This is a genomic window from Brevundimonas vesicularis (assembly GCF_044807075.1).
Lineage (GTDB): Bacteria > Pseudomonadota > Alphaproteobacteria > Caulobacterales > Caulobacteraceae > Brevundimonas > Brevundimonas vesicularis_G.
Genome location: NZ_CP085234.1, coordinates 330,481 through 352,804, shown reverse-complemented (window position 1 = coordinate 352,804; position 22,324 = coordinate 330,481). Strand labels below are relative to the sequence as shown.

Annotated in this window: 16 protein-coding genes; 11 read left to right on the top strand and 5 right to left on the bottom strand. The window is 67.5% G+C overall.

Annotated elements, in window-relative coordinates:
- Positions 1–11: 11 nt before the first annotated feature.
- A complete protein-coding gene (locus LG306_RS01700; protein WP_404417601.1) occupies positions 12–1,610 on the bottom strand; it encodes a ShlB/FhaC/HecB family hemolysin secretion/activation protein in 1,599 nt (532 codons plus the stop codon).
- Between the two features lie 127 nt (positions 1,611–1,737).
- On the opposite strand from LG306_RS01700, the gene LG306_RS01695 reads away from it, so the two are divergent.
- The 4 genes from LG306_RS01695 to LG306_RS01680 all read left to right on the top strand — a co-directional run bounded on the left by LG306_RS01695 (position 1,738) and on the right by LG306_RS01680 (position 8,042).
- A complete protein-coding gene (locus LG306_RS01695; protein WP_404417598.1) occupies positions 1,738–3,456 on the top strand; it encodes a FecR domain-containing protein in 1,719 nt (572 codons plus the stop codon).
- 32 nt (positions 3,457–3,488) lie between these two features.
- Positions 3,489–5,840, top strand: a complete 2,352-nt coding sequence (locus LG306_RS01690) for a putative bifunctional diguanylate cyclase/phosphodiesterase (RefSeq protein ID WP_404417595.1) — start codon at positions 3,489–3,491, stop codon at positions 5,838–5,840.
- 100 nt (positions 5,841–5,940) lie between these two features.
- Positions 5,941–6,366: a TadE/TadG family type IV pilus assembly protein gene (locus LG306_RS01685; RefSeq protein WP_404417592.1), complete on the top strand. Its 426-nt coding sequence runs from the start codon at positions 5,941–5,943 to the stop codon at positions 6,364–6,366.
- Positions 6,366–8,042 carry a TadG family pilus assembly protein gene (locus LG306_RS01680; RefSeq protein WP_404417589.1) on the top strand — a complete coding sequence of 559 codons (1,677 nt, stop codon included), beginning with the start codon at positions 6,366–6,368 and terminating at the stop codon, positions 8,040–8,042. Before LG306_RS01685 ends, LG306_RS01680 begins: the two co-directional genes overlap by 1 nt.
- Positions 8,043–8,045: 3 nt before the next feature.
- On the opposite strand, the gene LG306_RS01675 is transcribed toward LG306_RS01680, so the two are convergent.
- The gene (locus LG306_RS01675; RefSeq protein ID WP_404417586.1) at positions 8,046–9,401 is read right to left on the bottom strand and encodes a peptidoglycan DD-metalloendopeptidase family protein; all 1,356 of its coding nucleotides are present in this window, start codon (positions 9,399–9,401) and stop codon (positions 8,046–8,048) included.
- A gap of 318 nt (positions 9,402–9,719) precedes the next feature.
- Here LG306_RS01675 and LG306_RS01670 point away from each other — a divergent pair, with 318 nt between their 5' ends.
- The 3 genes from LG306_RS01670 (at position 9,720) to LG306_RS01660 (ending at position 13,585) form a co-directional block, all read left to right on the top strand.
- The gene (locus LG306_RS01670) at positions 9,720–12,926 is read left to right on the top strand and encodes a YdbH domain-containing protein (RefSeq protein ID WP_404417583.1); all 3,207 of its coding nucleotides are present in this window, start codon (positions 9,720–9,722) and stop codon (positions 12,924–12,926) included.
- A gap of 77 nt (positions 12,927–13,003) precedes the next feature.
- Positions 13,004–13,192, top strand: a complete 189-nt coding sequence (locus LG306_RS01665) for a YnbE family lipoprotein (protein WP_055754620.1) — start codon at positions 13,004–13,006, stop codon at positions 13,190–13,192.
- A gap of 33 nt (positions 13,193–13,225) precedes the next feature.
- On the top strand, positions 13,226–13,585 hold the full coding sequence (locus tag LG306_RS01660; protein ID WP_404417580.1) for a DUF1318 domain-containing protein: 360 nt from the start codon (positions 13,226–13,228) through the stop codon (positions 13,583–13,585).
- Positions 13,586–13,651: 66 nt separating this feature from the next.
- On the opposite strand, the gene LG306_RS01655 is transcribed toward LG306_RS01660, so the two are convergent.
- Positions 13,652–14,770: a DNA cytosine methyltransferase gene (locus tag LG306_RS01655; RefSeq protein ID WP_404417577.1), complete on the bottom strand. Its 1,119-nt coding sequence runs from the start codon at positions 14,768–14,770 to the stop codon at positions 13,652–13,654.
- Positions 14,771–14,849: 79 nt separating this feature from the next.
- On the opposite strand from LG306_RS01655, the gene LG306_RS01650 reads away from it, so the two are divergent.
- Positions 14,850–15,296: a COG3650 family protein gene (locus tag LG306_RS01650; RefSeq protein WP_404417574.1), complete on the top strand. Its 447-nt coding sequence runs from the start codon at positions 14,850–14,852 to the stop codon at positions 15,294–15,296.
- Positions 15,297–15,300: 4 nt separating this feature from the next.
- Here LG306_RS01650 and LG306_RS01645 read toward each other — a convergent pair whose 3' ends face one another.
- A complete protein-coding gene (locus tag LG306_RS01645) occupies positions 15,301–16,080 on the bottom strand; it encodes a LytTR family DNA-binding domain-containing protein (protein ID WP_404417571.1) in 780 nt (259 codons plus the stop codon).
- Positions 16,081–16,154: 74 nt separating this feature from the next.
- On the bottom strand, positions 16,155–16,913 hold the full coding sequence (locus LG306_RS01640; RefSeq protein WP_404417568.1) for a TetR/AcrR family transcriptional regulator: 759 nt from the start codon (positions 16,911–16,913) through the stop codon (positions 16,155–16,157).
- A 177-nt stretch (positions 16,914–17,090) separates the two neighbouring features.
- Between LG306_RS01640 and LG306_RS01635 the strand changes: the two genes are divergently transcribed.
- From LG306_RS01635 to sucC, 3 genes are all read left to right on the top strand, one after another.
- Positions 17,091–19,331: a TonB-dependent receptor gene (locus tag LG306_RS01635; protein ID WP_404417565.1), complete on the top strand. Its 2,241-nt coding sequence runs from the start codon at positions 17,091–17,093 to the stop codon at positions 19,329–19,331.
- Between the two features lie 142 nt (positions 19,332–19,473).
- Positions 19,474–20,991 carry a spinster family MFS transporter gene (locus LG306_RS01630; RefSeq protein WP_404417562.1) on the top strand — a complete coding sequence of 506 codons (1,518 nt, stop codon included), beginning with the start codon at positions 19,474–19,476 and terminating at the stop codon, positions 20,989–20,991.
- 121 nt (positions 20,992–21,112) lie between these two features.
- Positions 21,113–22,303, top strand: coding sequence for an ADP-forming succinate--CoA ligase subunit beta (gene sucC, locus LG306_RS01625; protein WP_112862887.1), 1,191 nt, complete (start codon positions 21,113–21,115; stop codon positions 22,301–22,303).
- The last annotated feature ends 21 nt before the right edge of the window (positions 22,304–22,324 follow it).

Genomic DNA, 22,324 nt, shown 5'->3' with positions numbered 1-22,324 from the left:
TCCTTGGCGCCTTAGAACTGTTTGGACAGCGACACGAAGGTGCGCCAGCCCTTGTCGGGTTCGTTGTAGGGCGCGCGGGACAGGGGTTTGGCGAATTCGATACGCAGGGTGGTCTTGCGGTCGAAGGTGATGCGAGAGCCGAAACCGGCGGAAGACAAGCGTTCCGACCAATCCCGTCCGGGCATCTTGTTCCAGACCTTTGCGGTGTCGAAGAAGGCGAAGGCCTGGGCGAAGGAGATCAGGTCGCCCTTCGGGTCATATCCGACCCGAGCCTCGATCATGCCGGCGACGGCCTTGTCGCCGCTGGTCTCGCCATAGTCATACGCCCGGCCATAGGTCGGACCGCCCACGAAGAACTCTTCGGAGCTCAGCAAGGGATCGTCCGACCACTGTCCTGCGGCCTCCACATAGACGCCGACGTATTTGCTCAGGTCCCGATAGGCGCTGACCTGTGCGTTGACCTTCACGAATTCGCCGGTCGCGTCATAGCGCGTGTTCAGGGGCGACCGCTGGGTCGTGGCCCCGAAAGCGTCGAGCCCCTTGGACAGCTGCACCGAGCCGGCGACCCAGCCTGGGCTGTAGCGGCGTTGCGCCGCCACCGAGACGCGCGCCACGGTCAGGGTCTCGTCGGAGCGGCCGCTCGCGGCGTAGTTTTGTTCCACCTGGCGCACATCCATTCCGACGTTCAGCCAGAGGTTCTTGTCTCGCGACCGGATGAGGGGATGCGAAAGGGTGACGGAGGCCATGCGGCTGCTGCCGCCGATCCAGCCCGACGCGTTCTGGATCGGCGCATCCGTCTCATAGCCCGAGACGCCGAAACGAAGGCGGCCCCCACCCGGCGCAACGACGGAGTAGGACGCATCGACATAGGTCAGTTCCTTCGGTCGCTCCGGAACGGTCAGAACGCCCAGCGTCATTTGATCACCCGGCGTGAAGGTCGAGTTTCGGGCGCCGGACAGGTAGACCTGCCACGGGCCTTGGTTCTCGGAACCGCGATTGTCGACATAGACGCCAGCGCTGCCCGAGGTCATTTGCGTCTCGACCACAAGCCGGTGTTGCGCCGGGTCGCCGATGACGGGTTCGATGCGACTGGTCAGCTTGATCCCCGGAACGTCGGACGCCAGCGACAGACGGCGATCCAGTTCGCCGATGGTCAGGGGGCGTTGGTTCACCAACGGCTTCAGGATCGGTTCGACCGCCCGGGCGCCCTCACCGGTCAGTTGCAGTTCCGATATATAGCCCTCGAACACCACGATGCGGGCGGCGCCGATCGCCGGATCGGTTTCGGCGACCACGGCGCGGGTCAGAAAGTAGCCGTCGTTGCGATACCGGGCCGTAATCGCATTCGCGGACTGCACCAGATCATCGACCGAGACGCGGCGCGCCAGCTGCTGGTCATAGGTGTCGGCCAGATCGGCGAGAGGATAGGCGCTGACGCCTTGGATCAGCATGCTGGTCAAGACAAGGCAACCGGCGCAGCCGCCGTCTGCTGAGGCGTTCGGTTCCGCATCGGCGCGAACTTGGCCCGTCGTCGCCACGGTCAGCACCGCGACCAATCCGAAGAGGATCGCCGCCGTTCTTAACCATGCAGTATTGAAAATGTGGCGCACGCAGTTCTCCGACTAGAAAAGGCAATCTAGGCGGTCGAGCTGAAAATCCTGTTAATATAGCGAGTTAAGAGCTTGGCAGGCATGGAGTGATATCAGGACGGTCGAAATACTATGTCAGGATCCTGTCATGGCTCGTCGCTACGCGGTCTTTTTCGTCGTTCTCTTCTTCTTCGTGCGTTATCCCACTCAGGCGTTTGCTGATGAATGGCGGGTGCGGGAAGTCTCTGGTGTTGTTCGCGTGGCCATACCCGCGCGTCCCATCGCGAACGGCGCGGTCGGTCTGGTATTACCGACGGGAACCAGCGTCACCACAGGCGGAAACGGTCGCGCGCTGATCACGAACGGCCAACAGCGGGTCGTGGTAGGACCGAACAGCCGCACCACCCTCGCGCCGGAAGCCGGAGGCATGACGCGGGTTCTGCAGGATCTGGGCTCGGCTCTCTTCCAGGTCGACCGACAGCGCCAACCCCACTTCCGTGTCGAGACGCCGCTGCTGGCCGCCGTCGTCAAAGGGACGACGTTTACGGTCACTGTCGATCCGATGGGCGACCGTGTGCATGTGGCCGAAGGTCTCGTGGAGGTCCGCTCCAACAGCGGCAATGCGGTCAGCGACGTCGCGGCGGGCGCCACCGCGCTGGTTCCGCGGCAGCAACCGACCAGTGTTGAGGTGTCAACGCCAGCTGCAGCCGTTCCTACAGAAACAACGCCGGTCACCACGCCGAGCCTTGACTACGAGACGTTGACCGATGGTCTGGTTCAAAACCCCCCGGCAACGACGAGCCCGGTTTCAACCGGATCAACCGCCTCTGCAGCTGTGAACAACAGCGCCGCAAGCGTACCCGCAGCGGCGACGTCCAACTCGACCGACACAACCTCTGTTCAGAGCGGAAATTCATCTGCACAGAGCGGCGGCGGCGCTGGCGCAAACAACGGCTCGCCTGTCGGCTCTGCCGTTGCATCGGGCGGTGTCGGTAGAGGCAACGGCAACGGCAACGGCGGCTCGGGTTCGGGCAACGGCAACGGCGGGACCGGCGCGGGCGGTTCTGGCGGCGGCGGAGACGGCGGCAACGGCTCGGGCAATGGCGGCTCGGGCAACGGCAACGGCGGGACGGGCACGGGCGGTTCTGGCGGGGGAGACGGCGGCAACGGCTCCGGCAATGGCGGCTCCGGCAACGGCAATGGCGGTTCGGGTTCGGGCAACGGCAACGGCGGCTCGGGCTCGGGCAACGGCAACGGCAACGGCGGGACCGGCACGGGCGGTTCTGGCGGGGGAGACGGCGGCAACGGCTCCGGCAACGGCGGTTCGGGTTCAGGCAACGGCAACGGCGGCTCGGGTTCGGGCAACGGCAACGGCGGGACTGGCGCGGGCGGTTCTGGCGGCGGAGACGGCGGCAACGGCTCCGGCAATGGCGGCAACGGCAACGGCAACGGCGGCTCGGGTTCGGGCAGCGGGAACGGCGGGACCGGTACGGTCGGTTCTGGCGGCGGCGGAGACGGCGGCAACGGCTCGGGCAACGGCAACGGCGGCTCGGGTTCGGGCAGCGGCAACGGCGGGACGGGCACGGGCGGTTCTGGCGGCGGCGGAGACGGCGGCAACGGCTCGGGCAACGGCAACGGCGGCTCGGGTTCGGGCAACGGCAACGGCGGGACTGGCGCGGGCGGTTCTGGCGGCGGAGACGGCGGCAACGGTAACGGCAACGGCAATGGCGGCTCGGGTTCGGGCAACGGCAACGGCGGGACGGGCGCGGGCGGTTCTGGCGGCGGCGGAGACGGCGGCAACGGCTCGGGCAACGGCGGCTCTGGCAACGGCAACGGCGGGGCTGGCGGTCGTCCGCCAAAAGGTTGATCGTGTCGTTCAGAGCGCTTGATTTAGGACGCTTGCGCGCGGCGATTTGGAGCGTCGCGGCGCTGGCGATTGTGGGCGCGGGCCTGTTGTCCGGCGCGTTCCGCCCCATCGACGATGTCGCCGCCGCTGCGCGCTTTTCCGTTCTTGAACGGAACGCCACCCACACCCTGACGATCGTCGAGATCGATGCCAGAAGTCTGACCGCCGCCAAAGCCTGGCCCTGGGATCGGCGGCGATATGCCCAAGCGATCGACAATCTGATGGCGGCAGGGGCGACCCTGGTGGCTGTCGACGTCGATTTCAGCGCGCCGTCGAATCCGGCCTCGGATCAGGCGCTGGCGGCTGCGGTGTCGCGTCACCCTGGTCAGGTGGCTCTGGCGACGTTTGAGCAGATGGAATCGTACGGCGCCGGTGAGATGCGCAGATCAGGCAATCGTCCGATCGCGCCTTTGCTGAAAGACGCTCTGCTCGCCTCGGTCAATGTGCCGGTCGATGCAGATGGACGCGTACGCCACTATTCCTATGGCGCTTCGGAGGCGGCGCCGCCATCGGTCGCGGCCCTGCTGGCCGACGCTCCGGTACGTCAGGGCGGCTTTACCGTCGATTTTGGGATCAAGCAGAAGTCGATCCCGCACCTCAGTTTCGAGGACGTTTATCGCGGCCGCTTCGACCCTTCGCTCGTGCGGGGAAAAAGGATATTGCTGGGCGCCACGGCGCTGGAGTTGGGCGACGAGTTCGCCACGCCCGTCGGGCTCTTGCCCGGCGTCATCATTCACGCCCTCGCCTATGAGAGCATCGCTGACGGACGGGCCTTGATCAGCCTCAGCCCGCTGGCCCTGCTGATCCTTTGCGCCGTCCTTATCGCTGCGCTCCAGCCTGCCAGAAGCGGGGGAACGGCGCTGCGGCGGCTGGTTGTGCGCCATGTCGCGATCGCCGCCCTGATCATTGTCCTGCCGGTCCTCCTCCAGGCCTGGGCGCCAATCAGCATCGACATCGCCGCCCTTCTCGGAACGCAGATTCTGATGGCGATCTGGGCGACGCGGGTCGAACTATCCCGTCAGGCCCAGGCCATCATTCAGGCGCGCGAGGCGAGCCTGCTCCATCTGGCCATGCACGAGCCAGAGACGGGCCTTCCCAATCGCCGCGCCCTGTTGACGGACATCGGCGAAACGATCGCTAAAGCTGAACTCAGTGTCGCTGTGTTCGCCGTCGGCGTGGATCGTCATGCGGAGATGCGAGGGGTTGTCGGTTATGACGTCGCCAACACGCTGATGGTTCAGCTTGCCGAGCGTCTGGCCGAGCTCGCCGATGTCGACCTGGTCGCGCAGATTTCGTCGTCGGTGCTCGCGTTCGCGCGCGCCGATCTGTCGGCCGATCAACAAGTCGACCTGGCCCGATCGCTTCGCGCCGTGGAGACGACCTTTGTCGTCGAGGGCCAGCCGCTGGATCTGTTCGTTCGCATCGGCAGCGCGTCCCAAGAGCCCGGTTCGGCCAGCGGCGACGCCCTGATCGAGCGGGCGACGACCGCCCTAAATCAGGCCGATCTCTCGGAAGACCGTACGGTGCTTTATGACGAGGCGACCTTCGTCGATCCCGACAACAACCTCGCCCTGATGTCCGAGCTTCGCGACGCCCTACGCACGAATGACGTCAGTCTGTACTATCAACCCAAGCGAAAGACGTCGGACGGCACGACAGTGTCCGTCGAGGCGCTCTGCCGCTGGCATCATCCGGTTCGCGGCCGGATCGGGCCGGACCTGTTCATCCCCATCGCCGAACAGACAGGCCAGATCCGGGCTCTGACGGAGTGGAGCATCGTCAAGGCGATCGAGGATCAGGCCGCGCTGAGGGCCAACGATGTTCATATAGCGATCGCCCTGAACGTCTCGGGACGTCTCCTCGTAGACGAGGCGTTCCGGACGCGCGCGCTTCAACTGATCGAGGGCTGCGACGCCGATCTGATCTTTGAAATCACCGAAACCGCCGTCATCGAAAACCCGAAGATCGCGGCCCAGGCAATCGCGACCTATAGGGCGGCGGGGGTGAGGATTTCGATCGACGACTACGGCGCCGGCCTGTCTTCGCTCAGCTATCTGAAGATGCTGAACGCCGATGAGTTGAAGATCGACCGATCCCTGATCCTCGATGTGGTCGAGAGCGCCCGCGACCGCCTGATCATCAAGTCGACAGTCGATCTGGCCCATGGCCTCGGCATGTCTGTCGTCGCCGAAGGCGTTGAAACTGAAGATGTCTTAGACGCCCTGGCCGCATTGGGTTGCGATACGATCCAAGGCTATTGGGTTTCCAAGCCGCTGCCGTTCAACGATCTGGTCGCCTTCATCGCAGGGTCTGTCGCAGAGGAAAGACAGCTACTGGTCGGCTAACGCAGTTGCCGACGATGGCCGTGAGCCGTCGTTCGTAGCGGCCACACGAAAGCTTAACCGTGTCCGGTATACAACCGATGCGAGCAATCGTGAGGTTGGCATGCGGACGTTTCCGCCCATTCCTTCTGAAAGGCGACGCGGGCGCGAGGGCGCGGCGGCGGTGGAGTTTGCGTTGGTGGGGCCGATCCTGGTCCTGCTGCTGATCGGCATCGTCGTCTATGGCGGCTGGTTTCTGATGGCCCAGTCGGTTCAGGCCCTGGCGTCGGAGGGGGCCAGGGCGGCGATCGGAGGGCTGGACGCGGCAGAGCGTGACGGTCTGGCGCGGCGCGAAGTCAGCGAGGCGGTGCGGGGCGTGGCGCTGAACCCCGATCACACGACCATCGAGGTGAGGGAGGACGCCGGCCGACTGCGGGTCGTCGTGGTTTATGACGCCAGCGACAGCCTGATCATGGCGCTGGGCGGGATGCTGCCGCGTCCGCCGTCCGTTATTCGGCGCTCGGCGGTCATCCATGTGGGCGATTACTGATGAGCGCCCGGGCGCCTTGTCTGCGGCTCCGGTTCGGCGCCGATCGGCGCGGGGCGGTGGCGGTGATCGCGGCGGTCGCGGGCGGTCTGTTGTGTCTGTTCACGGCGGCGGTGATCGACCTGGGCGTTCTGGTCCTGCACACGCGCCGGGTTCAGGGGGCGGCGGATCTCGCGGCGCTGTCGGCGGTGCGAAACCTGGCGCAGGGCGAGGGCGCGGTCTCGCGCGCGGCCCAGGCGACGGTCGAGGCCAATGTCGCGCCCGACGTCTCGGTCACGGTGGCGACGGCGCTGGGCGTCTATACGCCCGATCCGGCCAAGGCGCGCAATGACCGGTTCATGACGGGCGGCGTGAAGCCGAACGCCGCGCGGGTCGAGGTCACCAGCCGGGCGCCGATGTTCTTCACGCCGCTGTTGCTGGGCCGCGATCAGGTGCGGGTCACCCGCCGGGCCACGGCGACGACGGGCGGGGCGACGCCCAAGGCCATGGTCTCGATCGGGTCGCGTCTGGCGCGACTGGACGGCGGCGTGGCCAACCAACTGCTCGGCGGCCTGACCGGGTCCAAGGTGTCGCTCAGCGTCATGGACTATCGCCGTCTGATCGATCTCGACGTCAATCTGCTGGGGTTCACCGACGCCCTGGCGACCGATCTGGGCGTCCAGATCGGCGACTACGACCGGCTTCTGGCGACCCAGGTCGACGCCGGCCGTGCGCTGAGGGTGCTGGAGCGGGTGGCGGGCGGCCAGGACGGCGGGGCGCTGGGCAAGCTGGCCTCGGCCTCGGTTGGCACGAAGGTCCGGCTGGGCGACCTGATCGGGCTGGAGGCGCGATCACCGGACGGGATCCGCGAAGGGCTGGACGCCTCGGTCTCGGCCATGGATCTGGTCATGGCCATGCTGGAGGTCGGGGGTGGAGATCGGCAGGTCGCGCTGAACCTGGGCGCGCCGGCGGGGCTGGCCGATCTGAAGACCAGCCTGGCGATCGGCGAACGCCCCAATCGCTCCCCGTGGCTGACGGTGACGGCTGACGGCCAGCCGATCATCCGCACGGCTCAGGCGCGGCTCTATGTGCGGGCCAGGACGGCGCAATCCCTGTCGGGTCTGGCGCGGGTCGAACTGCCGATCCTGATCGAACTGGCGGCGTCCGAGGCGCGGCTGAAGTCGCTGTCCTGCGATCCGGCGCGCGCGGTCGAGGTCGATGTGCGGCCGGGCCTGGCGCGCGCATCGATCGGTGTGGTGGACGAGGCCAGGCTGGGCGACTTCAAGACCCCTTTGGCGCCCCAGCGTGCGACCCTGTTGTCGGTCCAGGGCCTGGTCAGCATTACCGGCAAGGCGGATGTCGAGGCGGCGAACGCCGGTTTCAGATCGCTGAGGTTCGACGCGGGCGACATCGACAACCAGCGCGCCAAGACCATGGCCTCGCGCGGTTTCGCCAGCGGTGCGGTCGCCAGCCTGTTGGAGCGCCTGGACGTGGATGTGAACGTGATCAGCCTGGGCCTGGGACTCGGCGATCTGACCAAGGCCCTGGGGCGGCTGCTGGAGCCGCTGGGACCGGTGCTGGACGGCGCGCTCAATCCCGTGCTGGACCTGTTGGGCCTGAAGCTGGGCGAGGCCGATGTGACGGTCCACGGCCTGTCCTGCCCGGCGCCGGGGCGCGCGACCCCGCGTCTGGTCGGCTGAACCTTAGCCGCGGGCGGGACGCAGGCCTTCGGCCGAGGCCTGCTGCATGGCCGGGCGCTTTTGACCGCCCGAGGCGATGATGCGGTCGATGCGGGCCTTTTCGGCGCGGAAGGCGGCCAGATCGGCGCCGGCCAATTCGGTGCCTTCCTGGGTGCGCACGCCCGCGGGATTGATCCGCTGGCCGCCGCGCCATAGCTCATAGTGAAGGTGCGGGCCGGTCGAGGCGCCGGTCGAACCGACATAGGCGACGATCTGACCCTGGCTGACCCGCTGGCCGGCGCGGATGCCCGAGCCGTAGCGCGACAGGTGGCCGTAGCCGCTTTCCAGACCGTTGTTGTGGCGGATACGCAGCCAGTTGCCGTAACCGCCCCAGCGGCGCGCCTCGACCACCACGCCGTCGGCGGGGGCCACGACCGGCGTGCCGGTTCCGGCGGCGAAGTCGATGCCCTGGTGCATCTTCTTGTAGCCCGAGATCGGGTGCGTACGGAAACCGAAGCCCGAGGACACACGGCGGAAGTTCTGAAGCGGCGTGCGCATCATGGCCGAGCGCAGGTTCTTGCCGTTGGAATCGAAGAACTGAGCTTTCTTCGCGCCGGCGGGCTTGAAGCGATAGAAGGTGACGCCGCGCAGTTCGGCGTACATCAGGTCGCCCACGTCCACCGTGCGGCCGGCCTCGGTCACTTCACGGTCGAAGACCATGGTGAACTCGTCGGAGGCGCGAATGTCGCGCTGCATGTCGAACTTGGTGGCGAAAAGGCGGCTCGCGGAACGGACGATGGAGGCCGTGGCGCCCAGTTCACGCGCGCTGGCAGACAGGCTGCGCTCGACATCGCCCTTCAGGACGACGGTCTCGTGGGTGACTTTTTCTTCAAGTGAACGCAGGCGCAGGGCGCCGTCGAAGCTGCGCGATACGGTCAGTTGCGACGCCGGGCCGGTACGCATGGTCAGGCCGATCAGGCGAGCGTCGCCCCGGCCGTTGCGCGGTTTGGCGATGGCGGTTTCGAACTTCAGTCCGGCGCGCAGATCGGCCAGGTCGAAGGCGTTGGCGACGGTGGCGGCGACGGCGCTGGCTTCTTCGGGGGCGACGCCGGTGCGACGCACGGCCTGCTCGAAGGTTTCGCCGCGGCGGATCTGGACGTTGACGGCCTCGGGCGCGGTCAGGCCGGCGGGCGCGTTGGCGGCGGCGAAGGCCTTGGCTTCCATGGCCGCCATCTGGGCCGAGGTCAGGGCGGGAACTTCTTCGGCCTGAGCGGGTTGATAGGCTCGACCAGCGAGCATCGCCACCGAGATTGCAGCCGCCGCCGTAAGCATGTGCGGCGCGAGCCGCGTCGGCTGGCGGCGTGGGTCGAACTGAGCCATCGGTCCCCGTCGTATTGCGACGCCTTCGGCGCCAAAGCTTTACTCGTTCTCGAAGATCGCGCCGTATCGCCCGTGGCGCGAAGGCGGTCCTATACCGCGCTTGTCTCATTTTGGAAAGCAGACGGTTACAAACGGTTAACGTGCGTCAGACAAAGCTCGACAGTGCAGGGATCCCGACCGGCCGATTCGCCGTTATCTGGCCCAGCTTGACCGGCAGGAGACGGGCGCCGAAAACCGACCGTCATGCTTTGATCTTGTGCTGGGGATAAGGATGACCAAGGTGGACGGCCCGCTGTTTCAATCACGCGATCGATCCGTTTGACCGACACACCGTCCACGCCAAAGCCAAAGCCGCAGGCCAAGACCCGTCGCATCCTGCGCGCCGTCGCCGTCGGGGTTCTGATCCTGGCGCTGCTGATCGGCGTGGTTGCCGCCCTGATCTATCTCAATCGCCGCGCGGTGGCCCGCAATGTCCTGGTCGGCTGGCTGGATCAGCGCGGGATTCCGGCCGATGTCGAGGTGGAGCGGATCGAGATCGACGGGTTCGTCGGTCGCATCCGCATCGGCGATCCCGAAAATCCGGATGTCGTGGTCGAGCGAGCCGAGGTCGACTACGCCGTCGCCCTACCGTGGTCCAGGTCGGGCCTGGGCGTGACCCCCAGCCGCATCCGTCTGGTGCGCCCGGTCGTCCGCGCCAGCTGGAAGGGCGGAAAGCTGTCGTTCGGCTCGCTGGACCCGCTGATCAAGGAGTTCACCGGCGGGCCGCCGCGCCCGGATTCGCGCGGACCCCTGGTCATCGTCGAGGGCGGTCGCGGGCGGTTGAATACGGAATACGGGCCGGTCGATCTGCTGGCTGACGCCCGGATTGACGACGGCAAGCTGATGCGGCTGGCGGCGCGCCTACCGAAAGCCGCGCTGAAGAGCGGCGAAACGGAGGCCCAGGGCCTGACCGGACTTCTGGACCTGACCACGACCGGCGACCGGATGGCGATCAAACTGTCGGCCGCCGCCGATAGCTTCGCGACACCGGCTGCGCGGGGGCAGGGGGCTGCGCTGACGCTGACCGGCGATCTGCCCTATCCAGATCTGAAGACGCGGCGCGGCGACGGCCGGGCGGTTCTGGACGCCCGCCTGACCGGCGAGCGCCTGGGAACCCCGACGCTCAGCGCCCGCAGCGCCGATGTCGTCGCCCGGTTCGACGGCGTCGTCTCCGGCTGGATCGAAACCTTCCAACTGGACGGCGATGTCACGACCGCGCTGAAGGCGGCGGCCGTCGAGGGCGCGGACCTGCGCATCGCCGATGTCGCCGCGACGGCGACGCGGGGCAAGCTGACGGTGTCGAGCGACGACGCCGTGCGCTGGCGCATGCAGGGGCCGCTTTCCCTGACCGCCGGTTCGGGACGGACGGGTCAGACGACGATCGGCGGATTGTCGTTGACGTCGCGCGACCTAGCCTTGGGCGGCAAGGATGCGGCCTTCGAGGCGACAGGCCCATTGAGCGCGACCTTCGACCGTTTCGGTTTCGGCGACCTGGCGCTGAAGCGTGGCCGCGCCGACCTGGATCTGGACGTGGTCAGCGACGGCGGGGTTCAGATCGCGGCGAACGGATCGCTGCGCGCCGCCGACGGCGCCTGGCCCCTGTTCGGCGCGGTCGGCCCGGACGACATCGCCGAGCTGGCCGAGATGAAGCGCGCGCTGGGACGCTTCGCCCTGAACGCGCCCGCCCTCCGCTTCGCCACGGGCGCGGCCGGCACGACCGTATCCCTGTCGCGTCCTGTCACCCTGACGCCCGCCAACGGCGGCGTCCTGACGGTGGCTCAAGGTCAGGGCGGCGCCTATCAGGCCGAGCCGGGGCGGCTGGGCGGCGGGGCGCTGACCCTGACCGCCACGCGGGGCAAGGGCCTGCCGGAAATGTCCGTCGCGGTCCCGAACTGGCGCCTGACCGAGGGCGGGTTCGAAGCGACGCTGGACGGTCGCGCCCGACTGGATTTCGACCTGGCGCGCGGCATCGACGCCAAGACACGCGGCGTCCTGGCCATGAACGCCGGCCGGCTGACCTATGCGACATCGGACTGCGTCGACCTGACCGTCGAGCGGCTGGAGCTGGACGAGAACGACGTCCATCAGGTCGCCGGCAAACTGTGTCCCCAGGGCGGTCCGCTGTTGACGTCCAAGGACGGCGTCTGGCGCGTCGCGGGCGGTTTCGCCCAAGTCTCGGCCCAGGCGCCTTTCCTCGGCATGCGGTTCGCCGACGCCTCGGGCCGTGTCACCGTCGACGGAACCAAGGCGGGGATCGGCCTGACCGCCGACGTGGCCGCCGCCCGCGTCATCGACGCCCTGACGCCGGAACGGTTCGAACCCCTGTTCGCCAAGGGTCAGGCGACCCTGGCCAACGAACGCTGGAGCGGCGCCTTCGATCTGAAGGGCACGGGCGCAGCGGCCGCCTATGATCTCGGTCGCCTGACCCTGGCGCACGATGGGCGCATTGGCGCGGGCGGCATCGTCATCACCGCCCCGAACGTGGTCTTTTCCGAGCAGGGGCTTCAGCCGGCGATGCTCAGCTCCTTGGCCGCCAACTTCCTGCAGTCGCCGGTCGAAGGCGCCGTCAGCTTCGACGGACGTTTCAACTGGACCAAGGACGCCGAACCGACCTCCAGCGGTCATCTGGTCACGCCGGGCCTGGATTTCGTCAGCCCGGTCGGGGCCGTGAAGGGCCTGCGCGGCGACATCGTCTTCAGCAGCCTGACGCCCCTGATCACCGCCCCGAACCAGAAGCTGACGGCCGACAGCCTGGCCGTCGGCACGGCGGTCACGGCGCTGGATTTGACCTTTGCCATCACCGAAGAGGGCCTGCTGATCGACGGCGCCCAGGTCGTCGCCGGCGGCGGCACCGTCTCGGTCGAGCCCTTCACCGTCCCGCTGGACGCGAGCCAGCCCTACAGCGGCGTGATCGTGCTGGACCGGGTGCAGCTGGGCGATATCGTCGCCGACACCGGCTTTGACGACAAGGTTCAGCTGGACGCCGTCGTCTCGGGCCGCCTGCCCTTCATCATGGACCCCAAGCGCGGGCTCAAGATCACCGCCGGCAAGCTGGAGGCGGTCCAGCCGGGCCGCCTGTCGATCAAGCGGGACGTCCTGACCGATGTCGCCGCCAGCGGCGGAGGCGGCGAGGTGTCGGAAAACGTCGTCGAGGACCTGGCCTATCAGGCGATGGAGAACCTGTCCTTCGACCAGCTCAGCGCCGATGTGAACAGCCTGGACGGCGGGCGTCTGGCGGTCCTGTTCCACATTCGCGGCCGCCACGATCCGCCCAAGCGCCAGGAGCTTCGGCTGACGATCGGCGAACTGATCAGCCGCCAGTTCCTGAACCGCAAACTGCCGTTGCCGTCGAACACCCAGATCGATCTGACGCTGGACACGACCCTGAACGCCAACCAGCTGATCTCGGATCTGCTGGCCGTCAATCGCGCCCGCCAGGGTCAGCAGGAGGCGACGCCCACGCCCGTCCTGGCGCCCGCCGATTGAACTTCACCATTCAGCGCGCGTTCATTGGACGGCGTGCTATTAGAGACATCACCCTCGGCCGAACCGGAGCTTACGTTATGATCCACAAGCGCCAACTGGCCGGCCTCGGTTTCGGAGCCGTCGTCGTCGCCCTCGCGGCCTGCGCCCCGACCATCCGTCTCGAGGTCGCGCCGATCCAGATCTACGCCAAGCTGGACGCCGACGTGCGCGTTCGGCTGGACCAGGAGCTGCAGCAGCTGTTGCAGCAGAATCCCAACCTCTTCTGATTTCCCGCTTCTCTCTGAAAGGGACAGGCTGACATGACCTTCCGCAAACTCTTCGTCATCGGCGCCGCCGTTGCGGCTCTGGGCGTCGCGGGCGCCGCCCTCGCCCAGACCAGCGCCCAGAAGGCGCAGATCGACCAGGCCAAGGCCGCCGGCGCCGTGGGTGAGCAGGCCGACGGTTATCTGGGCTTCCGCACCCCGACCTCGGACGCCAGCCTGCGCGCAGCCGTCGACGCCACCAACGCCGGCCGCCGCGCCGCCTACGCCCGCAGCGCCGCCGAAGCCGGCACCTCGGCCGATGTCGCCGGGGCCCGGATGTTCGAGGCTCAGCTGCTGCCCCGCATCGCCTCGGGCCAATGGTACCGCAATGCCCAGGGCCAGTGGGTCCAGCGCTAAGGACCGCACGTTTCCCACCCCTCGGGCCATATCCCCCGGGGGGTATCTTTGCGATCAGCGACGGCGTCAGGCGGCGGCGCGTCGATCCATCAGCGCCGGCAGCAGCAGCCCTTCGGCCAGCGCCCTGACCACCGGCACGGCGACCGCATCGCCCATCAGCTTCAGCGCCGCGCTCTCACTCGACGGCAGGTGATAGTCGTCCGACACGCCCATCAGCCGCGCAGCCTCGCGCCCGGTTAGACGCCGAACCCGCGCCCGGCCTTGATCGCACGCCACCACATATTGCCGCGACGAGCCGCCGGCCGGCGTGCGCAGGCATCCGGCCAGACCATCGAACCGGATTTCGAGCCGCTGAACCTTATGGCCGTTCTCGGTCCGCACCCGGCGATAGGCGGCGCCGACGCAACGCTGTCCAGAGGTCAAGGCCGACGCGATCCGGGCGTGGTGCAGCGGCGCGGCCAGGGCCAGGATGGCGTCCGCATCATCCAGCCAGTGGACGGCGTCGTCCGGCTCCAGAATGGCCGCCAGGTCCAGATTGCGCTGCGACGGCGCGTGCAGCGACCACCAGGCCCAGGCCGCCTTCACCGCCTCGGGCAGGCGCGCGTGGGCCGCGATAAGACGCGGTGAATGGAAGGGCTGGGTCGGACCGGCCGCGCGAGGGGCCTCGCCCTGGATGGCCACAACGAACAAGCGCGGGCGCGACTGGGGCAGCCAGTGGGCGGCGTCCATCTCCAGCGCGCCGACCGTATAGCCCGCCTCGACCATCGCCGTGCAGACGGCCGCGAAATCTCGCCCTTGGCCTGAGGTCAGCAGGCCGATGACGTTCTCCAGCACGATTACACGCGGGTCGCGCCCCTCGGCCGCCAGCCCCTGCATCAGCCGCCAGAAGCCCCAGAAGGCCCCCGACCGCCCGGCCTCCAGCCCGCCGCGCGCGCCCGCCAGGCTGACGTCCTGGCAGGGCGACGAGGCCCAGGCCATGTCCGGCCGTCCCGGTAGATCTTCGGTGGTCAGGCTCCAGACATCGCCCTGACGAAACGGGGTGTGCGGATGATTGGCCGTGAAGGCGCGCGCCTTGGCCGCGTCCATGTCGTTGGCGAAGACGGTGTCGATGCCTGCGGCGGACAGTCCCAGCCCCGCCAGGCCGCCCCCGGCGAAGAACTCGAATGCGGTGGGGCGAATCGACATGGGATCAGCATAACCCAGCCGCGCCCCTTGACCGAGGGCGGCGGGGACCTCACCTGCGCCCGAACCAAAAGGAGCCGTCATGCGCCTCATTTCGCTCGCCATCGCCCTCGCCGGCCTCTCGCTCAGCGCCTGTTACGACCGCGAGGAGTCCAAGCCCAAGTCGGCGCCGCAGCCTCAGGTCGCCGTCACCTTGGGCGGCGTCGATCTGGGCCAGCCGGTGCGGGCGCTGGGGACCGAACCCTTCTGGGGCGTGGAGATCACGCCGGACGCCCTGATCTACACCCGCGTCGACCAGCCGACCCAGCGCGCGCCGAACCATGGCGCGACGGTCCAGGGCACGGTCGCGACCTTCGCCAGCTCGACCAATCTGAACAAGGCGCTGAACGTCGTGCTGATCGCCACCGAATGTTCGGACGGTATGAGCGACCGAACCTATCCGCTGACGGCCAAGGTCGAGATCGGCGACGACGAGCTGACCGGCTGCGCCGCGCCGTCGTCGATGCTGACCACCCAACCCGCGCCATAAGGCGTCACCACCATTCGGCGTCGCGCAGCATCCGGGCGTAGCGGCGGCTGACCGGCGCCGACAGGCCGCCGTCCAGCGTCAGGGTCGCGCGCCCGTCGCCGCGTTCGACGGCGCGCACCGCCTCGCGCGCCACCCACCAGCTGCGGTGCGTCTGGGCGCCCTCCAGCCCCTCCAGCTCTTCTACGGCGTCCGACAGCCGCATCAGGATCAGGTCCGATCCCCGGTCGGTGTGGATGCGCAGATAGTGGTCCTCGGCCTGCACCGCCCGGATCGTCGCGCCTTTCAGCTTCAGCGGCAGACGGTCCAGAAACCGAACCGGGCGGGCCACTGTCTCGGGCGGCGCCGCATGGGTCTGGATCGGCACGGCCCGCCCCAAAAAGACGTTCAACGTCGTCACCGCCGCCGTAATGACCACGACCGGCACGATCAGCTGCGGCAGCACCGCCAGCGGATAGAGCTTCTGGGCGAAGAACAGGCCCGTCGCCGCCCAAACGATGACGCACAGCGGCCCGGTGATCACGACAACCATGACCGCGATGCTCAGCCATGGCCGCTCATCCGAATCCACAAACTGGCTGACCACGAGGCCGCACAGATGGCCCCATAGCCCGCCCAACACCATGACCAGCACCCAATAGACGAGACGCAGGGGCAAGGATGCGCCCGCGCTGCCGAAGGCGCCGGTGACCGCCAGGAACACGCCCCCGAGCGCGGCCACAATGAGCCCGCGCAGAAAGGTGCGGCGGCGGTCGGCGGCAGGGGGCGTCATGGCGGCTTTCGGCATCTGTAGGTCGGGCCTTGAGACCATGATTTTCGGCCGGGCGAAAGCCGGGCGCGCGCCGGCCCCGGCGTGAACGATCAGCCTCGGCGCGCTGACAGACCCGCCACGGCCCTGAACCCGGCCGCCGCGAACCGGACCATATAGTCGCCCGCCGTGTCCAAATCCCCCGATCGCGCCCGCCCCCTCGACAGCCGGTCCAGACGTCCCGTCTCGCCCAGCGTCAGGGTCAGGGCGCCCGACAGATTGTGATAACCCCAATAAAGATCGATCTCGCTGGCGCCCGGCAGCACCTTGGCGATCAGTTCGATCAGCCGGTGGATCGCCGGGTCGAAATAGCGCGCCATCGTTTCGCCCCCGAAACTGGGGTTGGCGTTGGTCTGGGCCACCAGGGCGGAATAATGTTTCCAGCCCGGCCCGCCCTTCAGCGACCATTCGAACGGCGGCCGCAGGAAGGCTTCCAGCAAGCCCTCCAGCGTCATGTCGTCGCCCGCCGTCTCGGCATAGCGGTCGATGGCGGCGACGCGGTCGTCATTCCAGACTTCGGCCCGGCGCAGGAAGACCGCGTCGAACAACTCGCGCTTGGCCCCGAAATAGTAGTGGACCAGGGCCGTATCGACGCCCGCCTCGCGCGCCACCTCGCGGATGGTGACGCCGTAGAAACCGTGTTTGGAAAACAGATCCTCGGCCGCATCCAGGATCAGATCGCGCGTCTCGCCCGCCGCCTTGGCCTCGGTCTTGGGCGGGCGGCCGCGCCGCGCCGGCGCAGCGCCCGCCGCCTTGCGACGCGCGGCGGCGACGGGGCGGGGAAGGGGGGCGGCGGCGTCCGGCTTGCTCATCCGGCAAGGCTAGGCGCACGACCGCGACGGTGCAACGGCGCCACGGTCGACGATCCAAGTGACGCTGCGTCAGTCCAGTGTTTGACAGACGGCCGAAACCGGGTAGGTTCCGTGAAAATCATTGAACGCTGAATAAAAGCGTCCATCGGGCTGGAAACGATAAAGGGGTCTAGGATCATGAACCGTCATGTGAAGTGCGCGCTGCTGGCCGGCGCGGCGTGGGGCGTGCTTGCGGGGGCCACGGTCGCCCAGGATGCGGAGGCGACCGCTCAAGCCGCGAACGCTCAGGACGCCGCAACCGTCGACGACATCGTCGTCACCGCGCGCCGCCGCGCGGAAAGCCTGCAGGATGTGCCGGTCGCCGTGACCGCCGTCACCGGCGAACAGCTTGAGGCGCGCGGCGCCCTGGACATCACCGAACTGGCGCGCTCGACGCCCAGCCTGACGCTGAACGCCGCGCGGGGCTCGAACTCGACCCTCATCTCCTTCATTCGCGGTGTGGGCCAGCAGGATCCGCTGTGGGGCTTCGACCCCGGCGTCGGCCTGTATATCGACGACGTCTATGTGGCCCGTCCGCAGGCCGCCGTTCTGGACATCTTCGACGTAGAGCGGGTTGAGGTGCTGCGCGGTCCGCAAGGCACGCTTTACGGCCGCAACACCATCGGCGGCGCCATCAAATACGTGACCAGCCGCATCAATGCGGACGAGCCCGAGGGACGCCTGCGCGCCTCCTACGGCAGCTATAACCAGCGCGACGTGATCGCCAGCGCCCAACTGCCTTTCAGCGACGAGTTCAAGGTCTCGGCCGCCCTGGCCCGCTATCTGCGCGACGGCTACGGCAAGAACCTGAACACCGGCAACGAACACTACAACAAGGACGTGACCGCCTTCCGCGCCAGTGCGGAATGGAGCCCGACCGACGGCCTGTTCTTCCGTCTGGCCGGCGATCTGGTGAACGACGATTCCAACGCGCGCCACGGCCACCGCGAGTTCGCCCCGTCGCCCGCCGATGTCTATGACACCAACGCCGGCGCCGGCGACAAGAACCGCGTCCAGACGCGCGGCGTGTCACTGACCGGCGAGTGGGAGATGAGCGACATGTTCACCTTCAAGTCGATCACCGCCTATCGTGAGGGCCTGACGCGCGGCAACATCGACTTCGACAACCTGCCTCAGCCCATCCTCGACATCCCCGCCGCCTATGACGACGACCAGTTCAGCCAGGAGTTCCAGGTTCTGGTCAGCGCGGGCCGCCTGAATGGCGTCGCCGGCGTCTTCTATATGGACGCCAACGCCTCGGGCGCGTTCGACACCGTCGTGGGTCTGGCCAATCTGACGACCTTGACCTCCGGTTCGGTGGCGACCAAGAGCTACGCCGCCTTCGCCGACTTCTCCTATGACGTCACCGACGCGCTGTCGGTCTCGGTCGGCGGACGCTTCACCAAGGACGAGAAGGAAGGCACCGTCTTCCGCCAGCAGTATCTGGGCATTCGCAGCCCCTATTTCGGCAACAACGCCGCCGTGCCGCTGGGCGCGCCGCGCACCAACTACACTCGCACGCGCGAGTTCGAGAAGTTCACGCCGCGCGTCTCGGTCAACTACAAGTTCGGCCCCGATCTGACGGCCTATGCCTCCTGGGGCGAGGGCTTCAAATCGGGCGGCTTCGACATGCGCGGCGATGCGGTCCTGTATCCCGCCACCGTCAACGGCTATGCCCCGGAAACGGTCGAAACCTACGAGATCGGGCTGAAGGGTTCGCTGCTGGATCGTCGCCTGACCTTCGCCACCGCGATCTTCGATTCCAGCTACGAGAACCAGCAGATCACGACCCAATATCCGGCCGGCGCGACCGTCGCCTCGGTGGTGGACAATGTCGGCTCCTCCTCGATCCGCGGTTGGGAATTCGAAGGCCGCGTGCGCGCCACCGACGCCCTGACGTTCAATGCCTCGCTGAGCTACATCGACGCCAAGTTCGACCAGTTCCTGGCCTATATCCCGACGGCCTCGGGCAATACGTCCTGCCCGACCCTGCCGGGCTGCGTCGTCGACGTGTCCTCGCAGCGCGACTTCCAGAACACGCCGGAATGGACCGGATCGATCTCGGCCAATTATAACTGGGTCATGGAGAACGGCTCGTCGATCGCCTTGATCCCGTCGGTCGCCTACCGCGGCGCCTATCAGCAGTTCGAAACGCCCGCGCCGCTGCTCGATCAGGACGCCTACTGGATGTATGACGCCAGCATCGTCTGGACCTCGTCCGACGACCGCCTGACTTTCGGCGTCCACGGCAAGAATCTGGGCGACGAACGCTATCGCGTCGGCGGCTACACCTTCCCCGGCGCCCTGACCGGCAACTCGATCATCGGCTTCTACGGCCCGCCGCGCACCGTCACGGCGACCCTGGGTCTGAAGTTCTGATCCACATCCATAACGCCTGACGACGAGGGGCGGCGGTCTCCGGGCCGCCGCCCCTTTTCGCTCCGCCAGGCCTATTTTGCACAGGGCGGACTTGCGGCTAGGCTCGCCGCAACGAACAACAAGACGCCGAGGGGAAACGCCGATGACGACGGAGACGCTGACGGTCCAGGAGGCGCGGCCCGAGCGGCCCGGCTACCGCTACTATGTGCTGGCGGTCCTGATCCTGATCTACATGCTGAACTTCCTGGATCGCCAGATCATCGGCATCCTGGCCGCGCCGCTGAAGGAAGAGTTCGGCATGTCCGACAGCCAGTTCGGCCTTTTGGGCGGCATCGCCTTCGCCTCGGTCTATTCGACATTGGCCATTCCTCTGGCCTGGCTGGCGGATCGATTCAGCCGGGTCTGGATCATGACCGGCGCCCTGGCCGTCTGGTCGGGCTTCACCGCCCTGTGCGGCATGGCCGGGTCGTTCGGCCAGCTGTTCCTGTGCCGGATGGGCGTGGGCATCGGCGAGGCGGGCGGCGTGGCCCCGGCCTATTCGCTGATCGCCGACTATTTCCCGCCGCATCAGCGCGCGCGGGCCATGGCGGCGTTCGCCTTCGGCATTCCGCTGGGCATGGCGGCGGGGACCCTGGTCGGCGGCCTGCTGGCGGCGACGTACGGCTGGCGCACCGCCTTCATCGTAGTCGGCCTGCTGGGCGTGCTGGTCGCGCCCCTGCTGCGTCTGACGGTGCGGGATCCCAGGCGCGGCGGCACGGACGCCATCAAGACCGAGGCCCAGGTCGCGGCCCTGGCGGCCGCGCCGGTCGGCACGGACCGGGCCGGCAAGATCGCCGCCCAGATCATGCTGGGTCTCGGCGCCGGTCTGCTGATCCTCGGCGCCTTGAGCTGGCTGATGGGCATTTCGTTGGGCAATCCGCTGGTGCTGGCGTTCGGCGGCCTGCTGGCGGTGGTGATCGGCGTGTCGCTGATGATCGCGCGGCGCACCGCCTCGGTGGTCATCCGCAAGCCCAGCTTCTGGCTCCTGGGCCTGGGCGCCGCCTCGTCGTCGGTGTGCGGCTATGGCGTGGCCGGCTGGCTGCCCCTGTTCTTCATGCGCAGTTTTGACCTGACACTGAAACAGACCAGCATCTACTATTCCGGCATCGCCCTGATCGGCGGCATCCTGGGCATCTGGCTGGGCGGCATGATCGCCGACAAGCTGTCCAAGAAGGGCAAGGGCGCCTATCCGCTGACGCCCGCCGTCGCCTTCCTGATCTCGGCGCCCTGTTTCATCCTGGCGATGAACTCGCCCTGGCTGATCGGCCTGGTTCTGCCCGGCGGCGGCAGTCACGTTCAGCAGCTGACCCTGGCCTTCCTGATCTTCCTGTTGCCGACCGGACTGAACCTGGCCTGGCTGGGTCCGATCACGGCGGCGGTCCAGCATCTGGTGCCGGCGGCCATGCGCTCGACGGCCTCGGCCCTGTTCCTGCTGCTGAACAATCTGCTCGGGATCGCGGTCGGCTTCTATTATTTCGGCTGGATGAGCGACCTGCTGGCCCCGCGCTTCGGCGAGGAGAGCCTGAGGTGGGCCATCTACACCGGGATGGGCTTCTATGTGTTGGCCGCGATCCTGCTGATCGGGGCGTCGCGGACGCTGAAACGCGACTGGGTCGACTAGAGTCGACCCAGTTGCACCTGCGAAGGCGAAGCGCTCAAGTAGGCCGAAGGCCGGTAGCGCAATGCAAAAGAGCGGCCTATAAGCCCCGCAACTCTCCCAGCAGCGGTTGCGACGGTCCCCTATGAACATTCACGAATATCAGGCCAAGCAGGTCCTCAAAGGCTTCGGCGCACCCGTCGCCGAGGGCGTCGCGGTGACGTCGGTCGATCAGGTCGAGGCGGCCGCCAAGTCGCTGCCCGGCCCGCTCTATGTCGTGAAGTCGCAAATCCACGCCGGCGGCCGCGGCAAGGGCAAGTTCAAGGAACTGCCGGCCGACGCCAAGGGCGGCGTTCGCCTGGCCTTCTCGGTCGAGGAAGCCGTCGCTCACGCCAAGGAAATGCTGGGCAACACCCTGGTCACCGCCCAGACGGGCGACGCCGGCAAGCAGGTCAACCGCCTCTACATCGAGGACGGCGCCGACATCGAGCGTGAATTGTACTGCTCGCTGCTGGTCGATCGCGCCTATGGCCGCATCGCCTTCGTCGTCTCGACCGAAGGCGGCATGGACATCGAAACCGTCGCCCACGACACGCCCGAGAAGATCCAGAACATCGTCATCGACCCGAGCGCGGGCGTGACCGACGCCGACGTCGCCGCCATCACCGCCGCCTACGGCCTGACGGGCGCCGCGGCCGAAGACGCCAAGTCGCTGTTCCCCGCGCTGTACAAGGCCTTCGTCGAGAAGGACATGGACATGCTGGAGGTGAACCCCCTCATCGTGATGAAGGACGGCCATCTGCGCGTTCTGGACGCCAAGGTCAGCTTCGACGGCAACGCCCTGTTCCGCCACGACGACATCAAGGCACTGCGTGACGAAACCGAAGAAGACGCCAAGGAAATCGAAGCGTCCAAGTGGGACCTCGCCTACGTCTCGCTGGACGGCAACATCGGCTGCATGGTCAACGGCGCCGGTCTGGCAATGGCGACGATGGACATCATCAAGCTGTACGGCAAGGAGCCGGCCAACTTCTGCGACGTCGGCGGCGGCGCCGGCAAGGAGAAGGTCGCGGCGGCCTTTAAGATCATCACCGCCGACCCGAACGTCCAGGGCATCCTGGTCAACATCTTCGGCGGCATCATGAAGTGCGACGTCATCGCCGAGGGCGTGGTCGCGGCCGTGAAGGAAGTGGGCCTGAAGGTGCCGCTGGTCGTGCGTCTGGAAGGCACCAACGCCGAACTGGGCAAGAAAATCCTGAACGAGTCGGGGCTTACCATCCAGGCCGCCGACGACCTCGACGACGCCGCCCAGAAGATCGTCGCGGCGGTCGGCTAAGGCTTCGGCCTTACTCGCCAC

Coding starts and splice junctions, on each gene's coding strand:
- LG306_RS01685 (WP_404417592.1), top strand. CDS start 5,941: ATGCGGACGTTTCCGCCCATTCCTTCTGAAAGGCGACGCGGGCGCGAG.
- LG306_RS01640 (WP_404417568.1), bottom strand. CDS start 16,913: ATGAGCAAGCCGGACGCCGCCGCCCCCCTTCCCCGCCCCGTCGCCGCC.
- LG306_RS01635 (WP_404417565.1), top strand. CDS start 17,091: ATGAACCGTCATGTGAAGTGCGCGCTGCTGGCCGGCGCGGCGTGGGGC.
- sucC (WP_112862887.1), top strand. CDS start 21,113: ATGAACATTCACGAATATCAGGCCAAGCAGGTCCTCAAAGGCTTCGGC.
- LG306_RS01645 (WP_404417571.1), bottom strand. CDS start 16,080: ATGCCGAAAGCCGCCATGACGCCCCCTGCCGCCGACCGCCGCCGCACC.
- LG306_RS01675 (WP_404417586.1), bottom strand. CDS start 9,401: ATGGCTCAGTTCGACCCACGCCGCCAGCCGACGCGGCTCGCGCCGCAC.
- LG306_RS01650 (WP_404417574.1), top strand. CDS start 14,850: ATGCGCCTCATTTCGCTCGCCATCGCCCTCGCCGGCCTCTCGCTCAGC.
- LG306_RS01630 (WP_404417562.1), top strand. CDS start 19,474: ATGACGACGGAGACGCTGACGGTCCAGGAGGCGCGGCCCGAGCGGCCC.
- LG306_RS01655 (WP_404417577.1), bottom strand. CDS start 14,770: ATGTCGATTCGCCCCACCGCATTCGAGTTCTTCGCCGGGGGCGGCCTG.
- LG306_RS01695 (WP_404417598.1), top strand. CDS start 1,738: ATGGCTCGTCGCTACGCGGTCTTTTTCGTCGTTCTCTTCTTCTTCGTG.
- LG306_RS01680 (WP_404417589.1), top strand. CDS start 6,366: ATGAGCGCCCGGGCGCCTTGTCTGCGGCTCCGGTTCGGCGCCGATCGG.
- LG306_RS01660 (WP_404417580.1), top strand. CDS start 13,226: ATGACCTTCCGCAAACTCTTCGTCATCGGCGCCGCCGTTGCGGCTCTG.
- LG306_RS01665 (WP_055754620.1), top strand. CDS start 13,004: ATGATCCACAAGCGCCAACTGGCCGGCCTCGGTTTCGGAGCCGTCGTC.